We start from the raw sequence: 20394 nt of genomic DNA, 5'->3' as shown, positions 1-20394 counted from the left end.
GGATCACTGGAACAATGGGTCCAATGAGCCTCCAGTCGCCAATCGCCGTCGAGATCGCCGTCCAGGACGTGGAGGGGGTCCGCATCGCCATCCGCGAGGGAGCCCAGCGGGTCGAATTGTGCCAGGCCCTCGGCACCGGTGGGCTCACCCCCTCCATCGGACTGGTCATGGCGGCGGTCCGCGCTGCGGACGAAGCCGGGCTCAGCGACTTCGTGCACGTCCTCGTGCGGCCGCGAGAGGGTGGTTTCGTCTACTCGCCCGCGGAGATCGACGTCATGTCCGGCGACATCCTCGCGCTCGAGGCCGCGGGTGCTGCTGGCATCGTCGTCGGTGCCCTCCGGTCCGATCGGACGATCGACCTGGAGGCGCTGGCGCAGCTGCGTCAGGCTGCGGGCTCGCTCGCGGTGACCTTCCATCGGGCCGTCGACGCGACGACCGACCCCGTCCGGTCCGCCGACCAGCTGCGCGACGCCGGTGTGGACCGTCTGCTGACGTCCGGCGGCGCGCGGGCGAGCATCGACGGCGCGGAGAAGCTCGCGCAGATGGCCTCGAGGGGCGACAGCTCGATGCAGATCATGGCTGGTGGCGGCGTCACGATCGATGCGATCCCCGCCCTCGCTCGGGCAGGTGTCGACGCGGTGCACCTCTCCGCTCGTCGTCGTGCCGGCCGGGTCACCGAGACCGGCCCCGGCGGAGGTTCGCCGAGCTACGACATCACGGACGCGACGACCGTCGCGCGCGCGGTGGCCGCGGCCCGGCGCGCTGCCGTCGCCGTCTGAGATCCGTCGGCACCGACGGGATCGTCGACCGGTCCGGTTGGGTGATCAGAGCGCCACGATGACGAGGGCGAGGATCAGCACGAGCTGACCGATGAGTCGTGGGACGAACGGCACGGCGAGGCGACCGAACCGCTCGGGCTGGCGCGCGGCCGCGGCGTTCGCCGGGAACACCGCGACGAGGAACACGATCAGGCAGACGACTGCGGCGAGCCTGGCGGGTGGGACGAGCAGGCCGACGCCGCCCGCGATCTCGCACACACCGGTGAAGACGACGAGCATCCGCGGTGTGATGACGTTGCCCCGCAGGGGTCCCGGGATCATCGCGGCCATGGTCCTCGCCGGTCCCGGGAGGAAGTGGAGGACTCCCATGCCGATGAACATGATCGCAAGGACGACGGTCAGGATGGACTGCAGGAGCGGGAACGGGTTCACCAGGCAATTCTGCTCCGTCGCGTCCGGATCGCCGCACTCGGTGGTCGGCCCGGCGGCGATAGGCTGGCGGTATGACTGAGCCGCGGGACGAAGACGCGCTGAGCTGGGCGGGCGACGACGATCCGACGCTCGACGCCTCGGCTTCCGGCGACCGGACCACGCTCGATCCCGCGTCGCAGGAGCCGATCACGCGTGGTCGGGCGACCTCGTCGGTCCAGCCGGCCGTGGGGTCTGCCGGTCCGGTCGCGGAACCGATGACTCCTCCTGTCGAGGTCGATGTCGCGAAGCCGACCGACCGGGTCACGGACGAGGCTGCCGCCGGCGAGCGCGAGCAGATGAGTTCGGTCATGCTCGTCACGCTCGGCATCTTCGGTGGGGTCTTCCTGCTGTACAGCGTCGGTTGGCTGATCTCTGCGTTCCGTCCTGACGCGGCCGTCCCGAGCGACGCGGTCGGCCGGTTCATGTTCGATCTCGGACAGGGGCTCGCGGTCGCCGCGGGACCCGTGTGGATGGCCGCGACGCTCTGGTTGACGCGTGGCGGCAGACCGGTGGTCAGGATCGCGATGCTCCTGCTCGGTGTCGTGCTCATCCTGCCCTGGCCGTTCCTCCGAGGAGTGTGACCCCGATGCCCTCCACCACCGCGGACCCCGTGTCGAAGCCCGCCGCCGAGCGCCCGGGCTGGATCAGCTGGTCCATCGCCGTCCTCTTCGGGCTGTTCTTCGCCTATGACGTCTTCGAAGCCGTCGGCAACCTCGTCGGCATCGTCGGAACGGCGAACGGCCTCGCCGTGCCGGTCCTGCCGCTCGGCTGGGTCGTCCTCATCGGCGGCCTGCTCCTGCCGATCGTGGCTTTCGCGATCGCCTTCTGGACCGGTCGCGACCGGTCACTCGGCGAGCAGGCTGTGCGCTACCTCGTCGCCCTGTGCGTCGTCGCGGCGATCTCGCTGTCGGTCCTCGCGATGTTCGGCGCCCAGCAGTTGATCGACCTCTCCGCCTGACCCGGCCGCCGCCTCGTCACACGACGAACCGCCCGGTGCGCCTCCGATAGGCTTGCGATGGCCGCCGGACACCGACGCGCTGCCCACCCCACTGCTACTGCGAAGGAACCGTTCCGTGTCGAAACCGGTCGTACTGATCGCCGAAGAACTCTCACCAGCAACCGTCGACGCCCTCGGGCCCGACTTCGACGTGCGCTCCGTCGACGGGACGGACCGCCCGGCTCTGCTCGCGGCGATCGCCGACGCCGACGCCATCCTGGTCCGATCCGCGACCAAGGTCGACGCGGAGGCCATCCAGGCGGCCACCCGGTTGAAGGTCGTCGCGCGCGCGGGTGTCGGTCTCGACAACGTCGACATCAAGGCCGCCACGACGGCCGGGGTCATGGTCGTCAACGCTCCCACGTCGAACATCATCTCCGCGGCCGAACTCACCGTCGGGCACATCCTGAGCCTCGCCCGTCACATCCCGGCCGCGCACGCCGCGCTCGCCCAGGGGCAGTGGAAGCGGTCCAAGTACACGGGTACCGAGCTGTACGAGAAGACCATCGGCATCATCGGCCTCGGCCGTATCGGTGCCCTCATCACTGCTCGTCTGCAGGCGTTCGGCACGAACGTCATCGCGTACGACCCCTACATCACGTCCGCTCGTGCACAGCAGCTCGGGGTGCAGCTGGTCACGCTCGACGAGCTGCTGGCGCAGTCCGACTTCATCACCATCCACATGCCGAAGACGCCGGAGACGACGGGCATGATCGCCGGTCCGCAGTTCGCGCTCATGAAGCCGACGGCCTACGTCGTCAACGTCGCCCGCGGCGGCCTGATCGACGAGGACGCGCTGTACGAGGCGCTGTCCAACAACGTCATCGCCGGTGCCGGCCTCGACGTCTTCGTCAGCGAGCCGCCCACCGACACGAAGCTCCTCGGGCTCGAGAACGTCATCGTGACGCCGCACCTCGGTGCATCCACGGACGAGGCGCAGGAGAAAGCCGGCGTCTCGGTCGCCAAGTCCGTGCGCCTCGCGCTCGGCGGCGAACTCGTCCCGGACGCGGTCAACGTCGCCGGCGGCGTGATCGACCCCTACGTCCGTCCCGGCATCCCGCTCGTCGAGAAGCTCGGGCAGGTGTTCGCCGCGCTGTCGACCTCGTCGCTCACCAGCGTCGACGTCGAGGTCCACGGCGAGCTGAGCGGCTACGACGTCAGCGTGCTGAAGCTGGCCGCGCTCAAGGGGATCTTCACGAACATCGTCAGCGAGACGGTCTCGTACGTGAACGCCCCGCTGCTCGCCGAACAGCGCGGTGTCGTCACGCGCCTGCTCACGGACGAGGTGAGCGAGGAGTACCGCAACGTCATCACGCTGCGTGGAGCCCTCAGCGACGGATCGCAGATCTCGGTGTCGGGCACGCTGACGGGAACGAAGCAGACCGAGAAGATCGTCGAGATCAACGGCTACGACGTCGAGGTGCCGTTCGCGAAGCACCACATCGTGATGGTCTACACCGACCGGCCCGGCATCGTGGCCGTCTACGGCCAGCGGTTCGGCGAGGCGGGCATCAACATCGCGGGCATGCAGATCGCCCGTCACGAGGCCGGTGGCCCGGCGCTCAGTGTGCTGACGGTCGACTCGCCGGTCGCCGATGACGTCCTCGAGGTCATCCGCGAGACGATCGACGCGACGCTGCTCCGCGAGATCGACATCACCGAGCAGTAGCCCGACCCCTGCTCCGACCCGATGCCCCGCGCCGACCGGTGCGGGGCATCGTCGTCTGCAGGCCGAGACGCCGAGGCTGTTCCGGAGCGCCCGGCGGGGTGTCTCGGCTCAGCGCCCGTCGGCGGGGAGCAATCGCGCGATGACGGCGAGGAGCCGCTCGATCGACTCGTCGCTGCCCTCATCGGGATCGCTGACCCCCATGCCGAGCTGCCCCGTGTTGGCGTAGAGACCGTCGCACATCAGCACGATGGCGCGGGCGGTGTCCGGGTCGCCGACGGCATCCTCCACCGTGCGCAACCAGCTCCGGCGGATGTCCGCCATCGCGCCGCTCGCCTGGGCGTGCTGCCCCTGCGCCAGCCGCGCGACGGCGATGATCGTCCGGTCGAACGGGGTGCCGCAGTCGACGGAGGTGCGCACGAAGTACTCGACGACGCCCTCCGGGGCCGCCAGCATCCGCGCCGTGTCGGCCTCGCTCATCTCCGAGAGCCGGTCGATGAGGCCGTCGACGAGCGCCTCCTTGCTGCCGAAGTGGTAGAGCAGTCCGCCCTTGGAGACGCCGGCCGCCGCGGCGACGGCGTCGAGGGTGGCGGCGCGTTCGCCCTCTTCGATGAGGAGTTCGGCGAAGGCGTCGAGGACGCGTTCTCGGGCTGCGGTCTGCTTCGCCATGGCTCCATCGTATTCGGGTCGTCGGATTCGGATTGATACTATACCGGCTGGACGGTATAGTCGAGCGGGCGGCGCCCGACCGGCGCCGTTCTCCACGTTTTGAAAGAGGTCACCGTGTCCACCGCCACCGAACCCACCGCCGTCGCCGCTCCCCGTGCCGGTCGGCGAGCCTGGTTCGCGCTCGCCGTCCTCATGCTCCCCGTCCTGTTGGTGTCGGTCGACAACACGGTCCTCAACTTCGCGTTGCCCGCGATCTCGAGCGCGCTCACCCCGACCGGGACGCAGCTGCTCTGGATCGTCGACATCTACCCGCTGGTGCTCGCCGGCCTGCTCGTGTCGATGGGTAGCCTCGGCGACCGCATCGGTCGTCGTCGCCTCCTGCTCATCGGCTCCATCGGATTCGGTGTCGTCTCCGTCGCCGCGGCGTTCGCGCCCAGCGCCGAGCTCCTGATCGCGGCGCGGGCGGCGCTCGGGTTCTTCGGAGCGATGCTCATGCCGTCGACGCTCTCGCTGCTGCGGAACATCTTCCTCGACCGCGACCAGCGACGGTTCGCCATCGCCGTCTGGGCCAGCGGGTTCGCCGCCGGCAGTGCGCTCGGGCCGATCGTCGGTGGGATCATCCTCGAGCACTTCGCCTGGGGCGCGGTGTTCCTGCTCGCCGTCCCGGTCCTCCTGCCGCTCGTCGTCCTGGCGCCCTTCCTCATCCCGGAGTCGAAGGACCCGAACCCGGGACGCATCGACGTCCCGAGCATCCTGCTCATCCTCTTGACGATGACGCCACTCGTGTTCAGCATCAAGCACCTGGCGGAAGCCGGCTTCGACGTCCTCACGGTCGTCTCGATGGTCGTCGGCGTGGTCAGTGGCGTCCTGTTCATCCGCCGTCAGCTCCGCCTCGAGCACCCGCTGCTCGACCTGAGCCTGTTCCGGCGGGCCTCGTTCAGCGGCGCCGTGGTCATCAACCTGTTGAGCGTGACGGCGCTCGTCGGTGGGCTGTTCTTCGTGTCGCAGCACCTGCAGCTGGTGCTGGGCCTGCAGCCGCTCGACGCCGGGCTCGTCCTGCTCCCCGGGCTCATCGTGATGATCATCGCCGGCCTCGTGATCGTGCCCATCTCCAAGCGGGTCCGTCCGGGCATCGTGGTCCCGATCGCACTCGTCGTCTCCGCCGTCGGCTACGCCTCCATCGCGATCACCGGGGGAGACGTGTCTGCCCTCGGGATCGGCCTCGCGTTCGTCGCCCTCGGGCTCGGCATCGGCTCCGCCGAGACGGTGTCGAACGAGCTCGTGATCGCGAGTGCGCCGCCGGAGAAGGCCGGTGCGGCGTCCGGTGTCTCCGAGACCGCCTACGAGCTGGGCGCTGTGCTCGGCACGGCGACGCTCGGCACCGTGCTCACCGCGTCCTACCGTTCCTCGGTCGTCCTGCCGGACGGACTGACCGCTGCGCAGCAGCAGGCGGCGGGGGAGACCCTGGGTGGTGCGGCGAACGTCGCCCAGCAGCTGCCCGGCGACCTCGCGGGTGCACTCATGGACTCCGCGCGGCACGCCTTCGACAGCGGTGTCGGTGTCGCAGCGTGGATCGGCGTCGGCCTCATCGTGGCCGCCATGCTCGTCGCAGCGATCGGTCTGCGCCGGGTCCGGTAGGGCTCCGTCGATCGTGCCACCCGGGGACGGGTGGCACGATCCGCCCGAGGTCGGAGGCGTTAAGCTGGGCGCACACCGTCGTCGCATCCTCAGGAGTCGTATGTCCCGCACCGTCAAGCTCGCAGTCATCCCCGGCGACGGGATCGGTCCCGAGGTCGTCGGCGAGGCGCTCAAGGTCCTCGATGCGGCGGTGCAGGGCGGCGGCGTCCGGTTCGAGCAGACGCCCTTCTCGCTCGGTGCCGCACGGTTCCTCGAGACGGGCGACGTGCTGACCGACGCGGACCTCGCCGCGATCGCCTCGCACGACGCCATCCTCCTCGGAGCGGTCGGCGGCGTGCCCGGCGACCCCCGGCTCGCGAACGCGAACATCGAGCGTGGGCTGCTCCTCAAACTCCGGTTCAGCCTCGACCACTACGTCAACCTGCGCCCGACCGTGGTGTACCCGGGCGTACCGAGCCCGCTGAGCGAGCCCGGCGACGTGGACTTCGTCGTCGTCCGTGAGGGCACGGAGGGGCCGTACGTCGGCAACGGCGGAGCGATCCGCCAGGGCACGCCGCACGAGATCGCGAACGAGGTGTCGGTCAACACCGCCTACGGGGTGGAGCGGGTCGTGCGCTACGCGTTCGCCGCCGCGGCGGCGCGTCGGGGGAAGCTCACCCTCGTCCACAAGACCAACGTCCTGGTCTTCGCCGGGTCGCTCTGGAAGCGCGTCGTCGACGCGGTGTCCGCGGAGTTCCCCGACGTCGCCGTCGACTACCTGCACGTCGACGCGGCCACCATCTTCCTCGTCACGGATCCTGCTAGATTTGACGTCATCGTCACGGACAACCTCTTCGGCGACATCCTCACCGATCTGGCCGGCGCGATCAGCGGCGGCATCGGACTCGCGGCCTCGGGAAACATCAACCCGGACGGCACGTACCCGAGCATGTTCGAGCCCGTCCACGGATCGGCGCCCGACATCGCCGGGAAGCAGCTGGCCGACCCGACCGCCGCCATCCTCTCCGTCTCCCTGATGCTGTCGCATCTCGGCCTCGAGACGGAGGCGGCGCGAGTCGCCACTGCCGTCACCGCCGACATCGCCGCCCGCACCGGCGCAGCACGCACGACGACCGAGGTCGGCGATGCGATCGCGGCCCTCGCGGCGAACCGGTAGACGCCCACCAGACACGCAGATCACGACGGAAGACACCATCATGACGATCAACCTCCCCATGGCGCAGCGCGAACTCGCCTTCACCGTGACCCCCAACGAGCAGCCCGTCCCCGCCGCCGAGCGCGACGCGATCCTCGCCGATCCGGGCTTCGGGCAGCACTTCACCGACCACATGGTCGACATCTGCTGGTCCGAGCGCGGTGGATGGCACCGCCCACGGGTCCAGGCGTACGGTCCGATCTCGCTCGACCCGGCCGCCGCAGTCCTCCACTACGCCCAGGAGATCTTCGAAGGACTGAAGGCGTATCGTCACGCCGACGGCTCCATCTGGTCGTTCCGCCCCGACGCCAACGGTCGCCGCCTGCAGCGCTCGGCCAAGCGGCTCGCGCTGCCGGAGCTCCCGGTCGAGTACTTCGTCGAGTCGATCAAGCAGCTCATCGCCGTCGACGGCTCCTGGGTGCCATCCGCGCCGGAGACCAGCCTGTACCTGCGGCCGTTCATGTTCGCCAAGGAGGCCTTCCTCGGCGTCCGCCCGGCGAAGAAGGTCAACTACTACGTCATCGCCAGCCCGGCCGGCGCCTACTTCACCGGCGGCGTCACCCCCGTGTCCATCTGGCTGTCCACCGACTACAGCCGCGCGGGCAAGGGCGGCACCGGGGCGGCGAAGACCGGCGGCAACTACGCGTCCTCCCTGCTCCCGCAGGCTGAGGCGTACGAGCACGGCTGCGCCCAGGTGCTCTTCCTGGACGCCCAGGAGGCCACCTACATCGAGGAGCTCGGCGGGATGAACGTCGTCCTCGTCAAGCGCGACGGCACGCTCGTCACGCCGGAGTCGGACTCGATCCTCGAGGGCATCACCCGCGACAGCATCCTGCAGCTCGCGGAGGACCGCGGACACCGGGTGGAGCGCCGCCGGGTCACGATCGACGAATGGCGCGAAGGCGTCGAGAGCGGCGACATCGTCGAGGTGTTCGCCTGCGGGACGGCTGCGGTCGTCACGCCGATCGCGCAGCTGAAGGCCAAGGACTTCACCGTGGGCGACGCCGACGCTCCGGCGGGCGAACTGACGATGTCGCTGCGTCAGGAACTGACCGACATCCAGTACGGCCGTCTGCCCGACCGTCACGGTTGGATGACGCGTCTCGACGCCGAGTAGCCTCCGAGCAGCCTGGGAAGCCCCGCACCTCGTGCGGGGCTTCCGTGTCGTCGGGGCACCTCGGGATAGGCTGGCCTGGTGAAAATCGCTCGCTTCAGTCACGATCAGGCCATCCGCTACGGCATCATCGACGATGCGGATCTCGTCGTCCTCGACGGCGATCCGCTCTACTCGGGCTTCGAACCGACGGGGGAGCGCGTCCCGCTCGCGGATGCGGTCCTGCTCGCGCCGGTCATCCCTCGTTCCAAGGTCGTCGCCGTCGGCAAGAACTACCGCGACCACGCCGCCGAGATGGGCGGAGAGGCTCCCACCGAGCCGCTGCTCTTCCTGAAGCCCAACACCTCCGTGGTCGGGCCGGGAGACGCCGTCGTCTTCCCGAAGCAGTCCGAGCGCATCGACTTCGAGGGTGAGCTCGCCATCGTGATCGGTGGCGTCGCCAAGAACGTCAGCGCGGAGCGTGCCGACGAGGTCATCTTCGGCTACACGATCGCGAACGACGTCACGGCGCGCGACCTCCAGGAGTCCGACGGCCAATGGGCCCGGGCGAAGGGCTTCGACACGTTCTGCCCGCTCGGCCCCTACATCGAGACGGAGTTCTCCTTCGACGGCGCGACGATCGAGACCCGCGTCGACGGTGAGGTCCGGCAGCACGCCCCGCTCTCCGACATGGTGCACTCCATCGGCGCGATCGTCGAGTACGCGTCCGCCGTCTGGACGCTCCTTCCCGGCGACGTCATCCTGACCGGGACGCCCGCCGGCGTCGGACCCTTCACCGACGGCCAGGTCGTCGAGGTCGAGGTCTCGGGCATCGGCATCCTCCGGAACACCGGCCGCCGACCCTGACCCGCTTCAGCTGCGCCGGCCGAGAGCGGTCAGCGCAGCTGCGACGTCGTCGTCGGTGTTCCAGAGGTGGAACGCGACCCTCGCCCGGCCTGCGCGACCCGATGCCGTGATCCCGGCCGACTGCAGCGCCCGGAGGTCGTGTCCATCGGGATCCGTCCACGTCACGATGGCCGAGGCCGTTCCGGTCAGGAGTGACCGGCTCTCGCCGATGCCCGCGCGGAGCGCCGCGGCGAGCCGGGTGTCGTGCTCGTACACGGCGACGGTGTCGACCGCCGCGAAGAGGGCGATGGCGGGCTCGGCGCCGACCCAGGCCTGCCAGGCGGGGGAGACGTCGAACCGTCGTGCGCTCTCGGCGAGATGCAACGACGGGCCGTAACAGGACGACCAGACGTCGTCACCCGAGTACCAACCGGCCTGGCTCGGCCGGAGGTGGTCCATCACCTCGTCGCGCACCGTCATGAACGCCACGCCTCGTGGCGCGCAGAGCCACTTGTAGGCGTGGCACACGGTGATGTCGTCGGCCGAGGCGTCGACGGGGAGCCACCCGGCCGCCTGTGTGAGGTCGTTGAGCGTCAGCGCGCCGTGCACAGCCGCCGCCTCCCGGATCGCGACCACGTCGGCGACCGCGCCGGTCGCGGACTGCACTGCGGAGTAGGCGACGAGCCAGGTCGAGGCGTCGATATGGGCGGCGAGTTCGGTGAGCGGCGCGTGGCGGACACGGACACCGCGGTGCGCCTGCATGAGGAACGGGGCGACGAGCGAGCTGAAGTCGCCCTCGACGCACAGGACCTCGGCGCCGTCCGGCACCGACGCCGCGACCATGGCGACCATGGCGGAGGTCTGGGATCCGATCGCGACCGAGCGGACCGGTACGTGGACCAGCTCGGCGAAGGAGCCGCGCACCCGCTCGACGACTGCGCCGTAGGCGGCTGCATCGGTTCGAGCCGCCTGCCAGGCGGAGAGGTCGGCCATGATGGCGTCCGTCGTGCCGATCGTCGGCAGTCCCAGCGTGCAGGCGGCCAGGTAGCCGGGTGCGGATGGGAAGGATCCGCTGGCTTCCTGGAGGCTGAGGGTGCTCATGCATCCAGTCTCTTCACCGGGTATCCATACGACAAGGACCGACTCTCGATGAGAATCATAATGAGGGATTATGCTTCGAGCGTGTCCACCCTCTCACCGCAGCCCTCGTCATCGGCCCTCGACGCCGGTTCCCTCCTCGTCGTCGGCGCCATCGCCTCGACCGGGTCGATCACGGCCGCCGCGCACGCGCTCGGCTCGAGTCAACCGGCGGTGAGCCAGCATCTCCGCCGGCTCGAGCGTCGGCTCGGCATGCCGGTCGTCGAGCGCGTCGGTCGCGGCGTCCGCCTCACCGAGGCCGGTGCGATCCTCGCCGGACACGCGGTGGCGGTGGACCGAGCGGTGCGTGCGGCCTCCGAGGAGGTCGCGGCACTCGCGGGATTGCGGAGTGGGCGGGTGCGCCTCGTCGCCTTCCCTTCGGCGTCGTCGATGCTCGTGCCGCAGCTCCTCGCTCGCCTGGCCGACGAGCATCCGGGGATCGGGGTCTCCTTCGTCGAGGCCGAACCGCCGGAGGCCGTCGCCGCGGTCCGTGCCGGTGAAGCCGACGTCGCGATCACCTTCAGCTACCCGGACGATCCGGACGACCCGCATCGGGAGAGCGCGGCCGGACTCCGCGTGCGCCGGTTCGGAACCGACCCGATGCGTCTCGTGCTCCCGGTCGGCCACGCTCGAGCCGGTGATCGACAGGTCGACCTCGCGGCCCTCGCCGGTGAGCGTTGGATCGCGGGTTGTCCGCGCTGCCGAGGTCATCTCCTCGGTCTCTGCCGGTCGAGCGGCTTCGAGCCCGTCATCGCCCACGAGACCGACAATGCGATCGCGGTCACCGCCCTGGTGGCGGCCGGGCTCGGCGTCGCCCTGCTACCGACCCTCGCGCTCGCGGCCGCGCAGCTGCCGACCGAGGTGGTCGTGCTGCCGACGCGCAACGACGACGACCGGGCGCTCCACCTCGTCAGCGCCGAGCACGCGGACCGTATCCCCGCCGTCGCGGCACTCCTGCGGATCGCCGCGTCCCTGGGCGGCGCGACTAAGATGACAGGCGATGTCTGACACGATTACGCACCCCTTCTCCACGGCTTCCGGCACCGACGTCCGCGTCCGGTTCTGCCCGTCGCCGACCGGCACGCCGCACGTCGGTCTCGTCCGCACGGCGCTGTTCAACTGGGCGTACGCCCGGCACACGGGGGGCAAGCTCGTCTTCCGGATCGAGGACACCGATGCCGCTCGTGACAGCGAGGAGAGCTACGAGCAGCTCGTCGACGCGCTCACGTGGCTGCGGCTCGACTGGGACGAGGGCGTCGGCGTCGGCGGACCCCACGCGCCGTACCGGCAGTCGGAGCGGAGCGACATCTACGCCGACGTGATCGCGCGGCTGACGGCTGCCGGGCACCTCTACGAGAGCTTCTCGAACGCCGACGAGATCGACGCGCGCAACGAGGCGGCCGGCCGGCCGAAGCAGTTCGGCTACGACAACTTCGACCGCGACCTCACCGACGAGCAGCGCGCCGCGTACCGAGCCGAGGGCCGCGAGCCGGCGCTCCGTCTCCGGGTCCCCGACGACGACCTCAGCTTCGACGACCTCGTGCGCGGCGAGATCACCTTCCCGGCCGGGTCGTTCACGGACTTCGTCCTCGTGCGCCCGAACGGCAAGCCGCTCTACACGCTCGTGAACCCCGTCGACGACGCCATCATGCAGATCACCCACGTCCTCCGCGGCGAGGACCTGCTGCCGTCGACGCCGCGGCAGATCGCGCTGTACCACGCGCTCATCGACATCGGCCTCACGACCTTCGTCCCACGGTTCGGTCACCTGCCGTACGTCATGGGCGAGGGCAACAAGAAGCTCTCGAAGCGCGACCCCGAGGCGAACCTCTTCCACCACCGCGACCGCGGCTTCGTGCCGGAGGGGCTCATCAACTACCTCGCGCTGCTCGGATGGTCGCTGAGCGGCGACCGCGACGTCTTCTCGATCGACGAGATGATCGCCGCGTTCGACGTCGTCGACGTCAACCCGAACCCGGCGCGCTTCGACCTCAAGAAGGCGGAGTCGATCAACGGCGACCACATCCGACTGCTGGAGCCGGCCGACTTCCTCGGCCGCATCACGCCGTACCTCGTCGAGGCCGGTGTGGTGAGCGAGCCCGTCACCGAGGCGCAGCGGGCCGTGCTCGAGCAGGCCGCCCCACTCGTCCAGGAGCGCATCGCGCTGCTCGGCGAGGTCCCCGCGCTCCTCGGCTTCCTGTTCCGCGGTGCCGCGGAGCTCGAGTACCAGGAGGACGCGCTGAAGGGTCTTCCGGCGAACGCGGGCGAGGTGCTCGCCGCGTCCATCGGCGCGCTCGAGCTCGTCCCCGAGTCGGAGTGGACGGCTGGTTCGATCCAGGACGCGCTTGCCGGCGCGCTCATCGAGGGCCTCGGGCTGAAGCCCCGTATCGCCTACGGTCCGCTCCGCGTCGCGGCGTCCGGGCGTCGGATCTCCCCGCCGCTCTTCGAGTCGCTCGAGATCCTCGGGAAGACGGAATCGATCACGCGACTCGATCGGCTCTCCGCGCACCTCGCGTCATGAGCGACTCGTACGACGTCGTCGTCGTCGGCGGGGGACCCGCGGGACTCTCGGCCGCGCTGAACCTGGCGCGCGCGCGTCGGCGCATCCTCGTGCTCGACGGCAATCGACCACGGCACGCTGCGACGCTGCGCTCGCACGGCTTCCTCACCCGCGACGGCATCGCTCCGCTGGATCTCCGGCGAATGGGGCGCGAGGAGGTCGCCGCGTACGCGAACGCGGAGGTCCAGTTCGCGTCCGTACAGTCGATCGAGCCGACTACTGACGGCTTCCACGTCGTCGCCCAGGGGGTCCGCGGCGAGCCGGATCGCGACGTCGTGACCCGGACGGTCGTCGTCGCGAGCGGCCTCACGGAGACGCTGCCGAAGGTCACGAACCTGCGGGCCTTCTACGGAACGGATCTGCACAGCTGCGTCGAGTGCGACGGGTACGAGAAGGCCGACGCGCCGCTCGCGCTCATCGGCGAGACGACGGACCTGGCGGAATGGGCGATCCTCATCGCACAGTGGTCGTCGGACCTCATCGTCTTCACGAACGGTACCGACACCGTCACCGGCCCCGAGGAGGCCGCGCTCGCCTCCGCGGGCATCCGGGTCGAGCGCGGTGCGATCGCGGAGCTCGAGGGTGGCCGCGACGGCTTCACCGGTGTCCGCCTCGCCGACGGTGCACTCATCCCGCGCTCCGGGGGCTTCGTGCGGCCGCGGTGGGCCGTGCCGCTCGGATATCTGGAACAGCTCGCGCTCGATCGCGACACGGACGGCTATGTCGTGGTCGATGCCTGGGGTCGCACGTCCGTGCCTGGCGTGTACGCCGCCGGGGACATCACGCCTCCCGGTCCGCAGCAGCTCATCGTCGCAGCAGGGAACGGCGCTCGGGTGTCCAGAGCACTCAACCGTGACCTCGCGGGCGTCCCCAGCTGAGCCAGCCGCGACGCGCCCGGGACACTTCGATTTGAGACGGCCGGCTCCGTAGGCTAGTGTTGTTCTTCGGTCGGGGCTTCGGTTCTGACAGTGGGGTATGGTGTAATTGGCAACACGACTGATTCTGGTTCAGTTGTTCTTGGTTCGAGTCCAGGTACCCCAGCCAGACAGCAACATCACGACGAAGGCCCGCGATCACCTCGCGGGCCTTCGTCGTTTGCGGCGCGATCGGCCCGTCAGCGGGACGGTGGACACGGTGCCACACCGACGTCCTCACCGGGGACCCGAATCCTCCTCGGCGGCCGTGCGCTCGAACGCGATGATGCGCTCGACCGCCGGGACGATCTGCGACGACATCCGACGGAAGACCTCTGGGCCCTGACCGAACGGGTCGACGACGTCGTCCTGGGTCGGATCGAGGAGTCGGGCGCTCGTCCGGTTGGCCGCCAGCTCGGGTGCAAGACGCATCCAGCGCGCTGCTCGCGCGCGGGGGAGTCGTCCCGAGTCGACGGTGTCGAGGAGCCGGGCGAACTCACGCAAGGAGAAGGTCCGACGCAGCGCCTCCGGGCACGATCTGAGGACGGCGCTGCGATGTTCCCGCGTCATGGTCAGGACGACGTCCTGTTGCCTGACGAGGCCGGCGGTGAGCTGCGTCGCGGTGAAGCCGGCTGCCGTCGTGTCGAGTGGACCGAGCAACGCCGCGCTCGAGGCGTCGATCGGGTGGCCGCGCAGCGCGCCTGTCCCGGCGCTCCGCACCTCGAAGCCGGATGCGTCGACCTCCGACAGCCCGCCGCCGAGGAGGAACTCGGCATACGGGGATCGACAGATGTTGCCGGTGCAGACGATCAGGATCCGGGTCGGAGGCGGATCGAGCGGGGTGCTCATACCGTGGTCCGTCCTGGTCGACGCGTCGGATCGGTCCGGTGGTAGTAGGCGTAGGACGACGACTGCTCTCCCCGAGCGACCTCGACACGGTTGAGGACGACCCCGAGGAGCTTCGCCTGGACGAAGCTGAGGTTCTCGAGTGACTGCCGGAGCTGGTCGCGGTGCAGCCGCCCGTCGGCCGATGCCACGAGCAGGACGCCGCTCGCAAGGGTCGACAGGGCTGTCGGGTCCGAGACGTTGATGAGCGGGGGTGTGTCGATGACCACCACGTCGTACGCGCGTTCCATCTCCGAGAGCGCGCGCTCCATCGCCGCTGATCCGAGGAGTTCGCTCGGATTCGGCGGCAGCTCGCCGGAGGTGAGGACAGCGAGACGCCCCGCCCCGTTGACCGCTTGCGCGGCATCGCCGAGGCTGATCCTGCCGGTGAGCACGGTCGTGAGCCCGACCGCATCCTCGAGACCGAACAGCTCGTGCTGGCGGGGTCGGCGCAGATCCGCATCGACGAGGAGGACGGAGTTCCCCGCTTCTGCGAGGACGAGCGCGAGGTTCGCCGAGGTGGTGCTCTTCCCCTCGCCCGGGACCGAGGACGTGACCATCACACTGCGGAGTCCGCCGTCGATGGAGGCGAACTGGAGGTGCGTCCGAAGCTGCCGGAAGCTCTCGGCGCGCCGGCTGTAGCTCTCCGTCGATCCGAGGATGAGTTGGGCCGCGTCAGTGGGTTCCGTGTGGAAGGCGCCGAGGATGCTCGTGTCCGTGAGCTTCTCGATCGCCGAGCGACCGCGGAGGCGGGTGTCGAGGACCTCGATGAGCAGTGTGATCCCGACGCCCAGAGCGAGGCCGGTGAGGATGCCCACCGCGAGGTTCTGCAGCACGTTCGGCGCGACGGGGGACTGGGGTGGAGAGGCCTCTTCCACGATCGTCAGCCCGACCGGGGCCGGATCACCCAGCGCACCGGTGGAGCCCACCTCGTTGGCGCTCTCGACGTCGTCGACGAGGTCGACGAGCACCTGGGCTGCGGTGTTCGCGATGCGGGCTGCCGCAACCGGATCGCTGTCGACGGCGGAGATGTTGATCAGGACCGACTGCGCGGGATTGGACGCTGAGATCGTCCCGATGAGCGACGCGGGGTCGAGGTCGAGGCGCTCCGCCACCGTGGACCGCACGGTCGAACCGGTGGCGAGGATCACGTACGAGGCGACGCGGCTCTGGGCGAAGGCGTTGCCCTGATTGAGGTCGCCCACGGAGTCGCCGCCGGTGACGGCGACGAACAGCTGGCCCGTCGACTGGTATACGGGCTGGGTGATGAGGGTGTACCCGTGGGCGAGCGCCGCTGCTCCCGCGGTGATCGCGATGATGAGCAGCCAGCGATGGCGGAGGATGCGCAGGTAGTCCTTCAGGTCCATCCTGATATGTTAGTCGTCTGACATGTGCGTCTTGCACGACGGAGACGACGCAGGGCCCGGACTCTCGAGTCCGGGCCCTGCGTGCGATGGTGGGTGGTCCGCTGGTCAGGCGGCCTTCCCGAACCGGTCGGTGCCGTTCGCACGAGGTCGGCGCGGTGCGCGGTTCGTCTGACGGACCGTCGGTTCGGTCATGACCGGGCGTTCATTGCCGACCACGGTGCGGTCTGCGACCCTGGCGTCCCGATCGACGCTCGCGCCGTGGGCGACCTGGACGTCGGCACCGAGGCGGGCGTCGCTTCCGACCCGCGCTCCGCGTCCGATCACACAGCGTTCTCCGATGTGGACGTTCGCGCCGATGAAGGCGCCTTCACCGATCACCGCGGACCGGTCGATCCAGGTTCCGGCACCGATCCAGGCGTTGGCACGGATGTCCGCGTCAGCCTCCACGAACGTGGTGCGTTCGATGAACGCCGACGGATCGATCAGTGCACGAGCTGCGACCATGCCCTTGCCGTTCGGGTGGTGACGGTACCGCTCCACCTCGCCGGTCCGGCCTTCGATCTCTTCGTACACTCTCGCCATGGGTGACCCCCTTCTGGTCTACTCAACACTGGGGACAACGCCGGGTGGCTCCCGGTCATTCCTTCCCGGGGCCTGCCTGGGAATCCCATGAGTCTCGTGCTGTGCTGTAGAGGGTGTTCGGAGGAGGCGCCCGCCGCGGTTTGGTCGTGACCGGTCATTGGAAGTCGCGCGAACGGGTGTTCGCCCCGATCCGGAGCGCTTCCAACCGATCCGCCACCAGATTGACGATGCCCTCCGGTGATCGCTCCAGCATGCCGCGGACCACCATCGCCGGGGCTTCCCTGGCCACGCGGCGATACCGGTTCCAGACGCCGACGCTACAGATCACGTTGACGAGTCCCGCTTCGTCCTCGAGGTTCATGAAGGTGATGCCGCTCGCCGTCGCCGGCCGCTGCCGATGCGTCACGACACCCCCGACCTCCACGCGACGGTCCGTCTGCGCCGTCAGGAGTTCGTCGGACCGCAGCGCACCTCGTCGTGTGAGTTCGGCACGGACGTGGCGGATGGGGTGGTCATCGGTCGACATCCCGGTCGACCAGATGTCGGAGATGAGTTGTTCGGCGGCCGTCGGAACCGGGAGCAACGGCGGCTGCACGGTCGTGAACGTCCCCTCGAGCTGGTCGGGACGATGCCGACTGGCCTGCGCTGCGCCCCACATCGCCTCACGACGGGTGAGGCCGAATCCGTCGAAGGCGCCCGCCGCCGACAGTGACTCCAACTGCGAGGAGCTCAGGCCGATCCGTCTGGCCAGGTCGGCCTGGCTGGTGAACAGCCCTCCGGACTCCCGTTCGGCGACGATCCGCTTCGCGAGCTCCTCACCGATCCCCTGGACGGAGGAGAGTCCCAGCCGGACGGCGAGTGCGCCGTCGCGCCGGTGTCCTGCTGAATCGTCGGGAAGGAGCGGATCGAAGAGCCCGGTCGGTCCCTGCTCGTGTTCGAGGCAACGCGTGCGCCCGCCGGGAGCGACCGGGGCACCGGGGGCGGCCTCCGGGTCGAGCGCTTCGAGGCCGGCCTGTGCGCCGGAGCGATGCAGATCGGGACGCAGGACGGAGACGCCATGTCGGCGGGCGTCGGCGACGAGGGTCATCGGCGAGTAGAACCCCATGGGCTGTGCCCGGAGCAGGGCCGCGAGGAAGGCCCCCGGGTAGTGCAGGCGCAGCCAGGCGCTCACGTAGACGAGGAGGGCGAAGCTCAGGGAGTGGCTCTCGGCGAAACCGAAGTTGGCGAAGGCCTGGATCTTGGCGTACACGGCATCGGCGTCTGCACCGACGATGCCGTTACCGGCCATGCCGAGGTACAGCGTGTCCTTGAGGCTCTCGATCTTCTCCTCGCCGCGCTTCGATCCCATCGCCCGGCGCAGGAGGTCAGCATCCTCGGCCGAGCACCCACCGACGGCCATCGCCATCTGCATGAGCTGCTCCTGGAACAGCGGCACGCCGAGCGTGCGTTCGAGGACCGGTTCGAGACTCGGGTGGAGGTAGGTGATGGGCTCCTGGCCGGTCTTCCGGCGCAGGTAGGGGTGCACCGCGCCGCCCTGGATGGGCCCCGGGCGGATCATGGCGACCTCGATGACGAGATCGTAGAACCGGCGGGGGAGCAGACGCGGCAGCATGCCCATCTGCGCGCGACTCTCCACCTGGAAGACCCCGATGGTGTCGGCCCGGCAGAGCTGGTCGTAGACGCCTGCTTCGTCCTTCGGAATGGTCTCGAGGGTCCAGCGCTCTCCGGTGTGCTCGGCCACGAGGTCGAAGCAGTACTGGATGGCCGAGAGCATGCCGAGACCCAGGAGGTCGAACTTGACGAGACCCATCCAGGCGCAGTCGTCCTTGTCCCATTGGAGGACCGTGCGACCGTCCATGCGTCCGTGCTCGATCGGGCAGACCTCGCCGACCGGGCGATCGGTCAGCACCATGCCGCCCGAGTGGATGCCCAGATGCCGGGGCAGGGTGAGCATCTGCTGCGCGAGGCCGACGACGCGCTCGGGGATGTCGTGGTCGGTACTCGACATGACCCCGCCCCAGCGCTCGACCTGTTTCGACCAGGCGTCCTGCTGACCGGGGCTGTATCCGAGCGCCTTGGCGGTGTCGCGGACGGCGAACTTCGGCCGATAGCTGATGATGTTCGCGACCTGAGCGGCGTTGCGGCGTCCGTAGGTCTCGTAGACGTACTGGATGGCCTCCTCGCGCCGGTCGGAGTCGAAGTCGACGTCGATGTCGGGCTCCTCCTCCCGCATGCTGGAGAGGAACCGTTCGAACGGCAGCTCGTAGAAGATCGAGTCGACGGCGGTGATCCCGAGCAGGTAGCAGACGGCCGAGTTCGCGGCGGAACCGCGTCCCTGGCAGAGGATGCCCCGGCCGCGGGCGAAGCTGACGATGTCGTGCACGATCAGGAAGTACCCGGGGAAGTCCTTCTGCTCGATGACCTCGAGCTCCCGTTCGATGCGTCGGAGGTGTTCGGGAGTGGCGTCGGGGTACTTGACGGGGACGGCTTCGAGCACGAGATGCCGAAGCCAGCTCATGGGCGTATGGCCCTCCGGGACGCGCTGTCGCGGGAGCTTCGGGCGGACCGCCCGCAGGCTGAAGGCGAGTTCGTCGGCCAGCTCGACGCTCCGTGCCACCGCTCCGGGGTATCTGGCGAACCGGTCCGCCATCTCGGCTCCGCTCCGCAGGTGCGCGGTTCCGGCGGCGGGAAGCCATCCGTCGAGCTCGTCGAGGCTGCGTCGCGCTCGGACGGCCGCCAGCGCGGTCTGGAGTCGATGCTGCTCGGGCGTGGCGTAATGGACGTTGCCCGTGGCGACGACGGTGAGGTCGAGCAACGCCGCGATCTCGGCGAGTGCATCGTTCTCCGCCGAATCCTCCGGGTGGCCGTGGTCGCTCAACTCGACGACGACGTGCTCCGGACCGAACAGGGCGACGAGTCGGTCGACCGCAGCGGCGGCGGCCTCCAGACCGTTCTCACGGAGCGCGGTGCGGACGAACCCCTTGCGGCACCCGGTGAGCACGGTGACGTGGCCGGCGACGGAGGCGGCGAGCCGCTCGAGGTCGTAGATCGGGTGGCCCTTCTCGGCACCGTCGGCGAGTTGTGCGTCCGTGATCGCGCCGGCCAGACGGTGATACCCCTCTGCTCGACGGGCGAGCAGGAGCAGATGATGCCCGACAGGGTCGGGGACGCCGTTCTGCGGCCGGTCCAGGCCGATGGACAGTTCGGCACCGTAGACCGTCCGGAGGTCGGGGAACCGTTCCGCCGCCTCGGCCATCCGGACGACGCCGTAGAAACCGTCGTGGTCGGTGAGCGCGAGCGCGTGCAGGCCGAGTGCCGCAGCCTCTTCGACGAGCCGCTCCGGCGGGCTCGCGCCGTCGAGGAAGCTGAAGCTCGAGTGCGCGTGGAGTTCCGCATAGGGGACCCGCGTCGTCGGCGGGCGCTGCTCTGGTGGTTCGGGGACATACGGTTGACGCTTCCGCGACCAGGCCGGGCTGTCCCCGCCGTCGGCTCCCAGCGGCAGGGTGGCCGGTCGGCTCGCGTCGGACAGACGGCGCTCGAACTCCGACCATGAGACCGGGGGGTTGTTCCATCCCATGCTGGGCTCCTTCGTCAT

The 20394-nt window shown here is 69.6% G+C and carries 18 protein-coding genes and 1 tRNA gene; 12 read left to right on the top strand and 7 right to left on the bottom strand.

Going from position 1 to position 20394, the window contains the following annotated elements:
* Positions 1–23 precede the first annotated feature (23 nt).
* On the top strand, positions 24–779 hold the full coding sequence (locus tag CCK91_RS08265; protein WP_064296255.1) for a copper homeostasis protein CutC: 756 nt from the start codon (positions 24–26) through the stop codon (positions 777–779).
* 45 nt (positions 780–824) lie between these two features.
* Here the strand turns inward: CCK91_RS08265 and CCK91_RS08260 are convergent, their stop codons facing one another.
* Positions 825–1211 (bottom strand): DoxX family protein, encoded by a 387-nt coding sequence (locus CCK91_RS08260; RefSeq protein ID WP_086473601.1) that lies wholly within the window; start codon positions 1209–1211, stop codon positions 825–827.
* A 71-nt stretch (positions 1212–1282) separates the two neighbouring features.
* Here CCK91_RS08260 and CCK91_RS08255 point away from each other — a divergent pair, with 71 nt between their 5' ends.
* The 3 genes from CCK91_RS08255 to serA all read left to right on the top strand — a co-directional run bounded on the left by CCK91_RS08255 (position 1283) and on the right by serA (position 3916).
* Positions 1283–1831 carry a hypothetical protein gene (locus CCK91_RS08255; RefSeq protein WP_086473600.1) on the top strand — a complete coding sequence of 183 codons (549 nt, stop codon included), beginning with the start codon at positions 1283–1285 and terminating at the stop codon, positions 1829–1831.
* Between the two features lie 5 nt (positions 1832–1836).
* On the top strand, positions 1837–2208 hold the full coding sequence (locus tag CCK91_RS08250) for a hypothetical protein (protein ID WP_086473599.1): 372 nt from the start codon (positions 1837–1839) through the stop codon (positions 2206–2208).
* A 115-nt stretch (positions 2209–2323) separates the two neighbouring features.
* Positions 2324–3916 (top strand): phosphoglycerate dehydrogenase, encoded by a 1593-nt coding sequence (serA, locus tag CCK91_RS08245; protein WP_086473598.1) that lies wholly within the window; start codon positions 2324–2326, stop codon positions 3914–3916.
* A 108-nt stretch (positions 3917–4024) separates the two neighbouring features.
* Here the strand turns inward: serA and CCK91_RS20045 are convergent, their stop codons facing one another.
* A complete protein-coding gene (locus tag CCK91_RS20045; RefSeq protein ID WP_086473597.1) occupies positions 4025–4582 on the bottom strand; it encodes a TetR/AcrR family transcriptional regulator in 558 nt (185 codons plus the stop codon).
* 114 nt (positions 4583–4696) lie between these two features.
* On the opposite strand from CCK91_RS20045, the gene CCK91_RS08235 reads away from it, so the two are divergent.
* The 4 genes from CCK91_RS08235 to CCK91_RS08220 all read left to right on the top strand — a co-directional run bounded on the left by CCK91_RS08235 (position 4697) and on the right by CCK91_RS08220 (position 9375).
* Positions 4697–6220 carry an MFS transporter gene (locus CCK91_RS08235; RefSeq protein WP_242664460.1) on the top strand — a complete coding sequence of 508 codons (1524 nt, stop codon included), beginning with the start codon at positions 4697–4699 and terminating at the stop codon, positions 6218–6220.
* Between the two features lie 100 nt (positions 6221–6320).
* Positions 6321–7376 (top strand): 3-isopropylmalate dehydrogenase, encoded by a 1056-nt coding sequence (locus CCK91_RS08230; protein ID WP_086473596.1) that lies wholly within the window; start codon positions 6321–6323, stop codon positions 7374–7376.
* A gap of 40 nt (positions 7377–7416) precedes the next feature.
* Positions 7417–8532, top strand: coding sequence for a branched-chain amino acid aminotransferase (locus CCK91_RS08225; protein ID WP_085510591.1), 1116 nt, complete (start codon positions 7417–7419; stop codon positions 8530–8532).
* Positions 8533–8610: 78 nt separating this feature from the next.
* Complete coding sequence (locus CCK91_RS08220) at positions 8611–9375, top strand: fumarylacetoacetate hydrolase family protein (protein ID WP_079705619.1); 765 nt, start codon at positions 8611–8613, stop codon at positions 9373–9375.
* Positions 9376–9381: 6 nt separating this feature from the next.
* On the opposite strand, the gene CCK91_RS08215 is transcribed toward CCK91_RS08220, so the two are convergent.
* Entirely contained in the window at positions 9382–10455 is a 1074-nt protein-coding gene (locus CCK91_RS08215) for an aminotransferase class V-fold PLP-dependent enzyme (RefSeq protein WP_086473595.1), read from the bottom strand.
* A gap of 81 nt (positions 10456–10536) precedes the next feature.
* Between CCK91_RS08215 and CCK91_RS08210 the strand changes: the two genes are divergently transcribed.
* The 4 genes from CCK91_RS08210 to CCK91_RS08195 all read left to right on the top strand — a co-directional run bounded on the left by CCK91_RS08210 (position 10537) and on the right by CCK91_RS08195 (position 14095).
* On the top strand, positions 10537–11499 hold the full coding sequence (locus tag CCK91_RS08210; RefSeq protein WP_241160863.1) for a LysR family transcriptional regulator: 963 nt from the start codon (positions 10537–10539) through the stop codon (positions 11497–11499).
* The gene (gene gltX, locus CCK91_RS08205) at positions 11492–13012 is read left to right on the top strand and encodes a glutamate--tRNA ligase (protein ID WP_086473593.1); all 1521 of its coding nucleotides are present in this window, start codon (positions 11492–11494) and stop codon (positions 13010–13012) included. Before CCK91_RS08210 ends, gltX begins: the two co-directional genes overlap by 8 nt.
* Positions 13009–13929 (top strand): NAD(P)/FAD-dependent oxidoreductase, encoded by a 921-nt coding sequence (locus CCK91_RS08200; RefSeq protein WP_086473592.1) that lies wholly within the window; start codon positions 13009–13011, stop codon positions 13927–13929. Before gltX ends, CCK91_RS08200 begins: the two co-directional genes overlap by 4 nt.
* A 91-nt stretch (positions 13930–14020) precedes the next feature.
* Positions 14021–14095 (top strand) — tRNA-Gln (locus tag CCK91_RS08195).
* Positions 14096–14202: 107 nt separating this feature from the next.
* On the opposite strand, the gene CCK91_RS08190 is transcribed toward CCK91_RS08195, so the two are convergent.
* From CCK91_RS08190 to CCK91_RS08175, 4 genes are all read right to left on the bottom strand, one after another.
* Positions 14203–14814 carry an arsenate reductase/protein-tyrosine-phosphatase family protein gene (locus CCK91_RS08190; RefSeq protein WP_086473591.1) on the bottom strand — a complete coding sequence of 204 codons (612 nt, stop codon included), beginning with the start codon at positions 14812–14814 and terminating at the stop codon, positions 14203–14205.
* Positions 14811–16217, bottom strand: a complete 1407-nt coding sequence (locus CCK91_RS08185; RefSeq protein WP_086473590.1) for a polysaccharide biosynthesis tyrosine autokinase — start codon at positions 16215–16217, stop codon at positions 14811–14813. Before CCK91_RS08185 ends, CCK91_RS08190 begins: the two co-directional genes overlap by 4 nt.
* A gap of 105 nt (positions 16218–16322) precedes the next feature.
* Complete coding sequence (locus CCK91_RS08180) at positions 16323–16799, bottom strand: DapH/DapD/GlmU-related protein (protein ID WP_086473589.1); 477 nt, start codon at positions 16797–16799, stop codon at positions 16323–16325.
* A 154-nt stretch (positions 16800–16953) separates the two neighbouring features.
* Entirely contained in the window at positions 16954–20376 is a 3423-nt protein-coding gene (locus CCK91_RS08175; protein ID WP_086473588.1) for an error-prone DNA polymerase, read from the bottom strand.
* Positions 20377–20394: the final 18 nt, after the last annotated feature.

Origin of the sequence: Plantibacter elymi (nom. nud.), from assembly GCF_900177795.1 — a bacterium.
In the GTDB taxonomy this organism is placed as follows: domain Bacteria; phylum Actinomycetota; class Actinomycetes; order Actinomycetales; family Microbacteriaceae; genus Plantibacter; species Plantibacter elymi.
This window is presented reverse-complemented; position numbering and strand designations above follow the sequence as displayed.

What these genes read in the sequence shown, in the direction of transcription:
- CCK91_RS08265 (WP_064296255.1), top strand. Translation starts at nt 24, where the DNA reads ATGAGCCTCCAGTCGCCAATCGCCGTCGAGATCGCCGTCCAGGACGTG.
- CCK91_RS08255 (WP_086473600.1), top strand. Translation starts at nt 1,283, where the DNA reads ATGACTGAGCCGCGGGACGAAGACGCGCTGAGCTGGGCGGGCGACGAC.
- CCK91_RS08250 (WP_086473599.1), top strand. Translation starts at nt 1,837, where the DNA reads ATGCCCTCCACCACCGCGGACCCCGTGTCGAAGCCCGCCGCCGAGCGC.
- CCK91_RS20045 (WP_086473597.1), bottom strand. Translation starts at nt 4,582, where the DNA reads ATGGCGAAGCAGACCGCAGCCCGAGAACGCGTCCTCGACGCCTTCGCC.
- CCK91_RS08230 (WP_086473596.1), top strand. Translation starts at nt 6,321, where the DNA reads ATGTCCCGCACCGTCAAGCTCGCAGTCATCCCCGGCGACGGGATCGGT.
- CCK91_RS08225 (WP_085510591.1), top strand. Translation starts at nt 7,417, where the DNA reads ATGACGATCAACCTCCCCATGGCGCAGCGCGAACTCGCCTTCACCGTG.
- CCK91_RS08215 (WP_086473595.1), bottom strand. Translation starts at nt 10,455, where the DNA reads ATGAGCACCCTCAGCCTCCAGGAAGCCAGCGGATCCTTCCCATCCGCA.
- gltX (WP_086473593.1), top strand. Translation starts at nt 11,492, where the DNA reads ATGTCTGACACGATTACGCACCCCTTCTCCACGGCTTCCGGCACCGAC.
- CCK91_RS08200 (WP_086473592.1), top strand. Translation starts at nt 13,009, where the DNA reads ATGAGCGACTCGTACGACGTCGTCGTCGTCGGCGGGGGACCCGCGGGA.
- CCK91_RS08190 (WP_086473591.1), bottom strand. Translation starts at nt 14,814, where the DNA reads ATGAGCACCCCGCTCGATCCGCCTCCGACCCGGATCCTGATCGTCTGC.
- CCK91_RS08185 (WP_086473590.1), bottom strand. Translation starts at nt 16,217, where the DNA reads ATGGACCTGAAGGACTACCTGCGCATCCTCCGCCATCGCTGGCTGCTC.
- CCK91_RS08180 (WP_086473589.1), bottom strand. Translation starts at nt 16,799, where the DNA reads ATGGCGAGAGTGTACGAAGAGATCGAAGGCCGGACCGGCGAGGTGGAG.
- CCK91_RS08175 (WP_086473588.1), bottom strand. Translation starts at nt 20,376, where the DNA reads ATGGGATGGAACAACCCCCCGGTCTCATGGTCGGAGTTCGAGCGCCGT.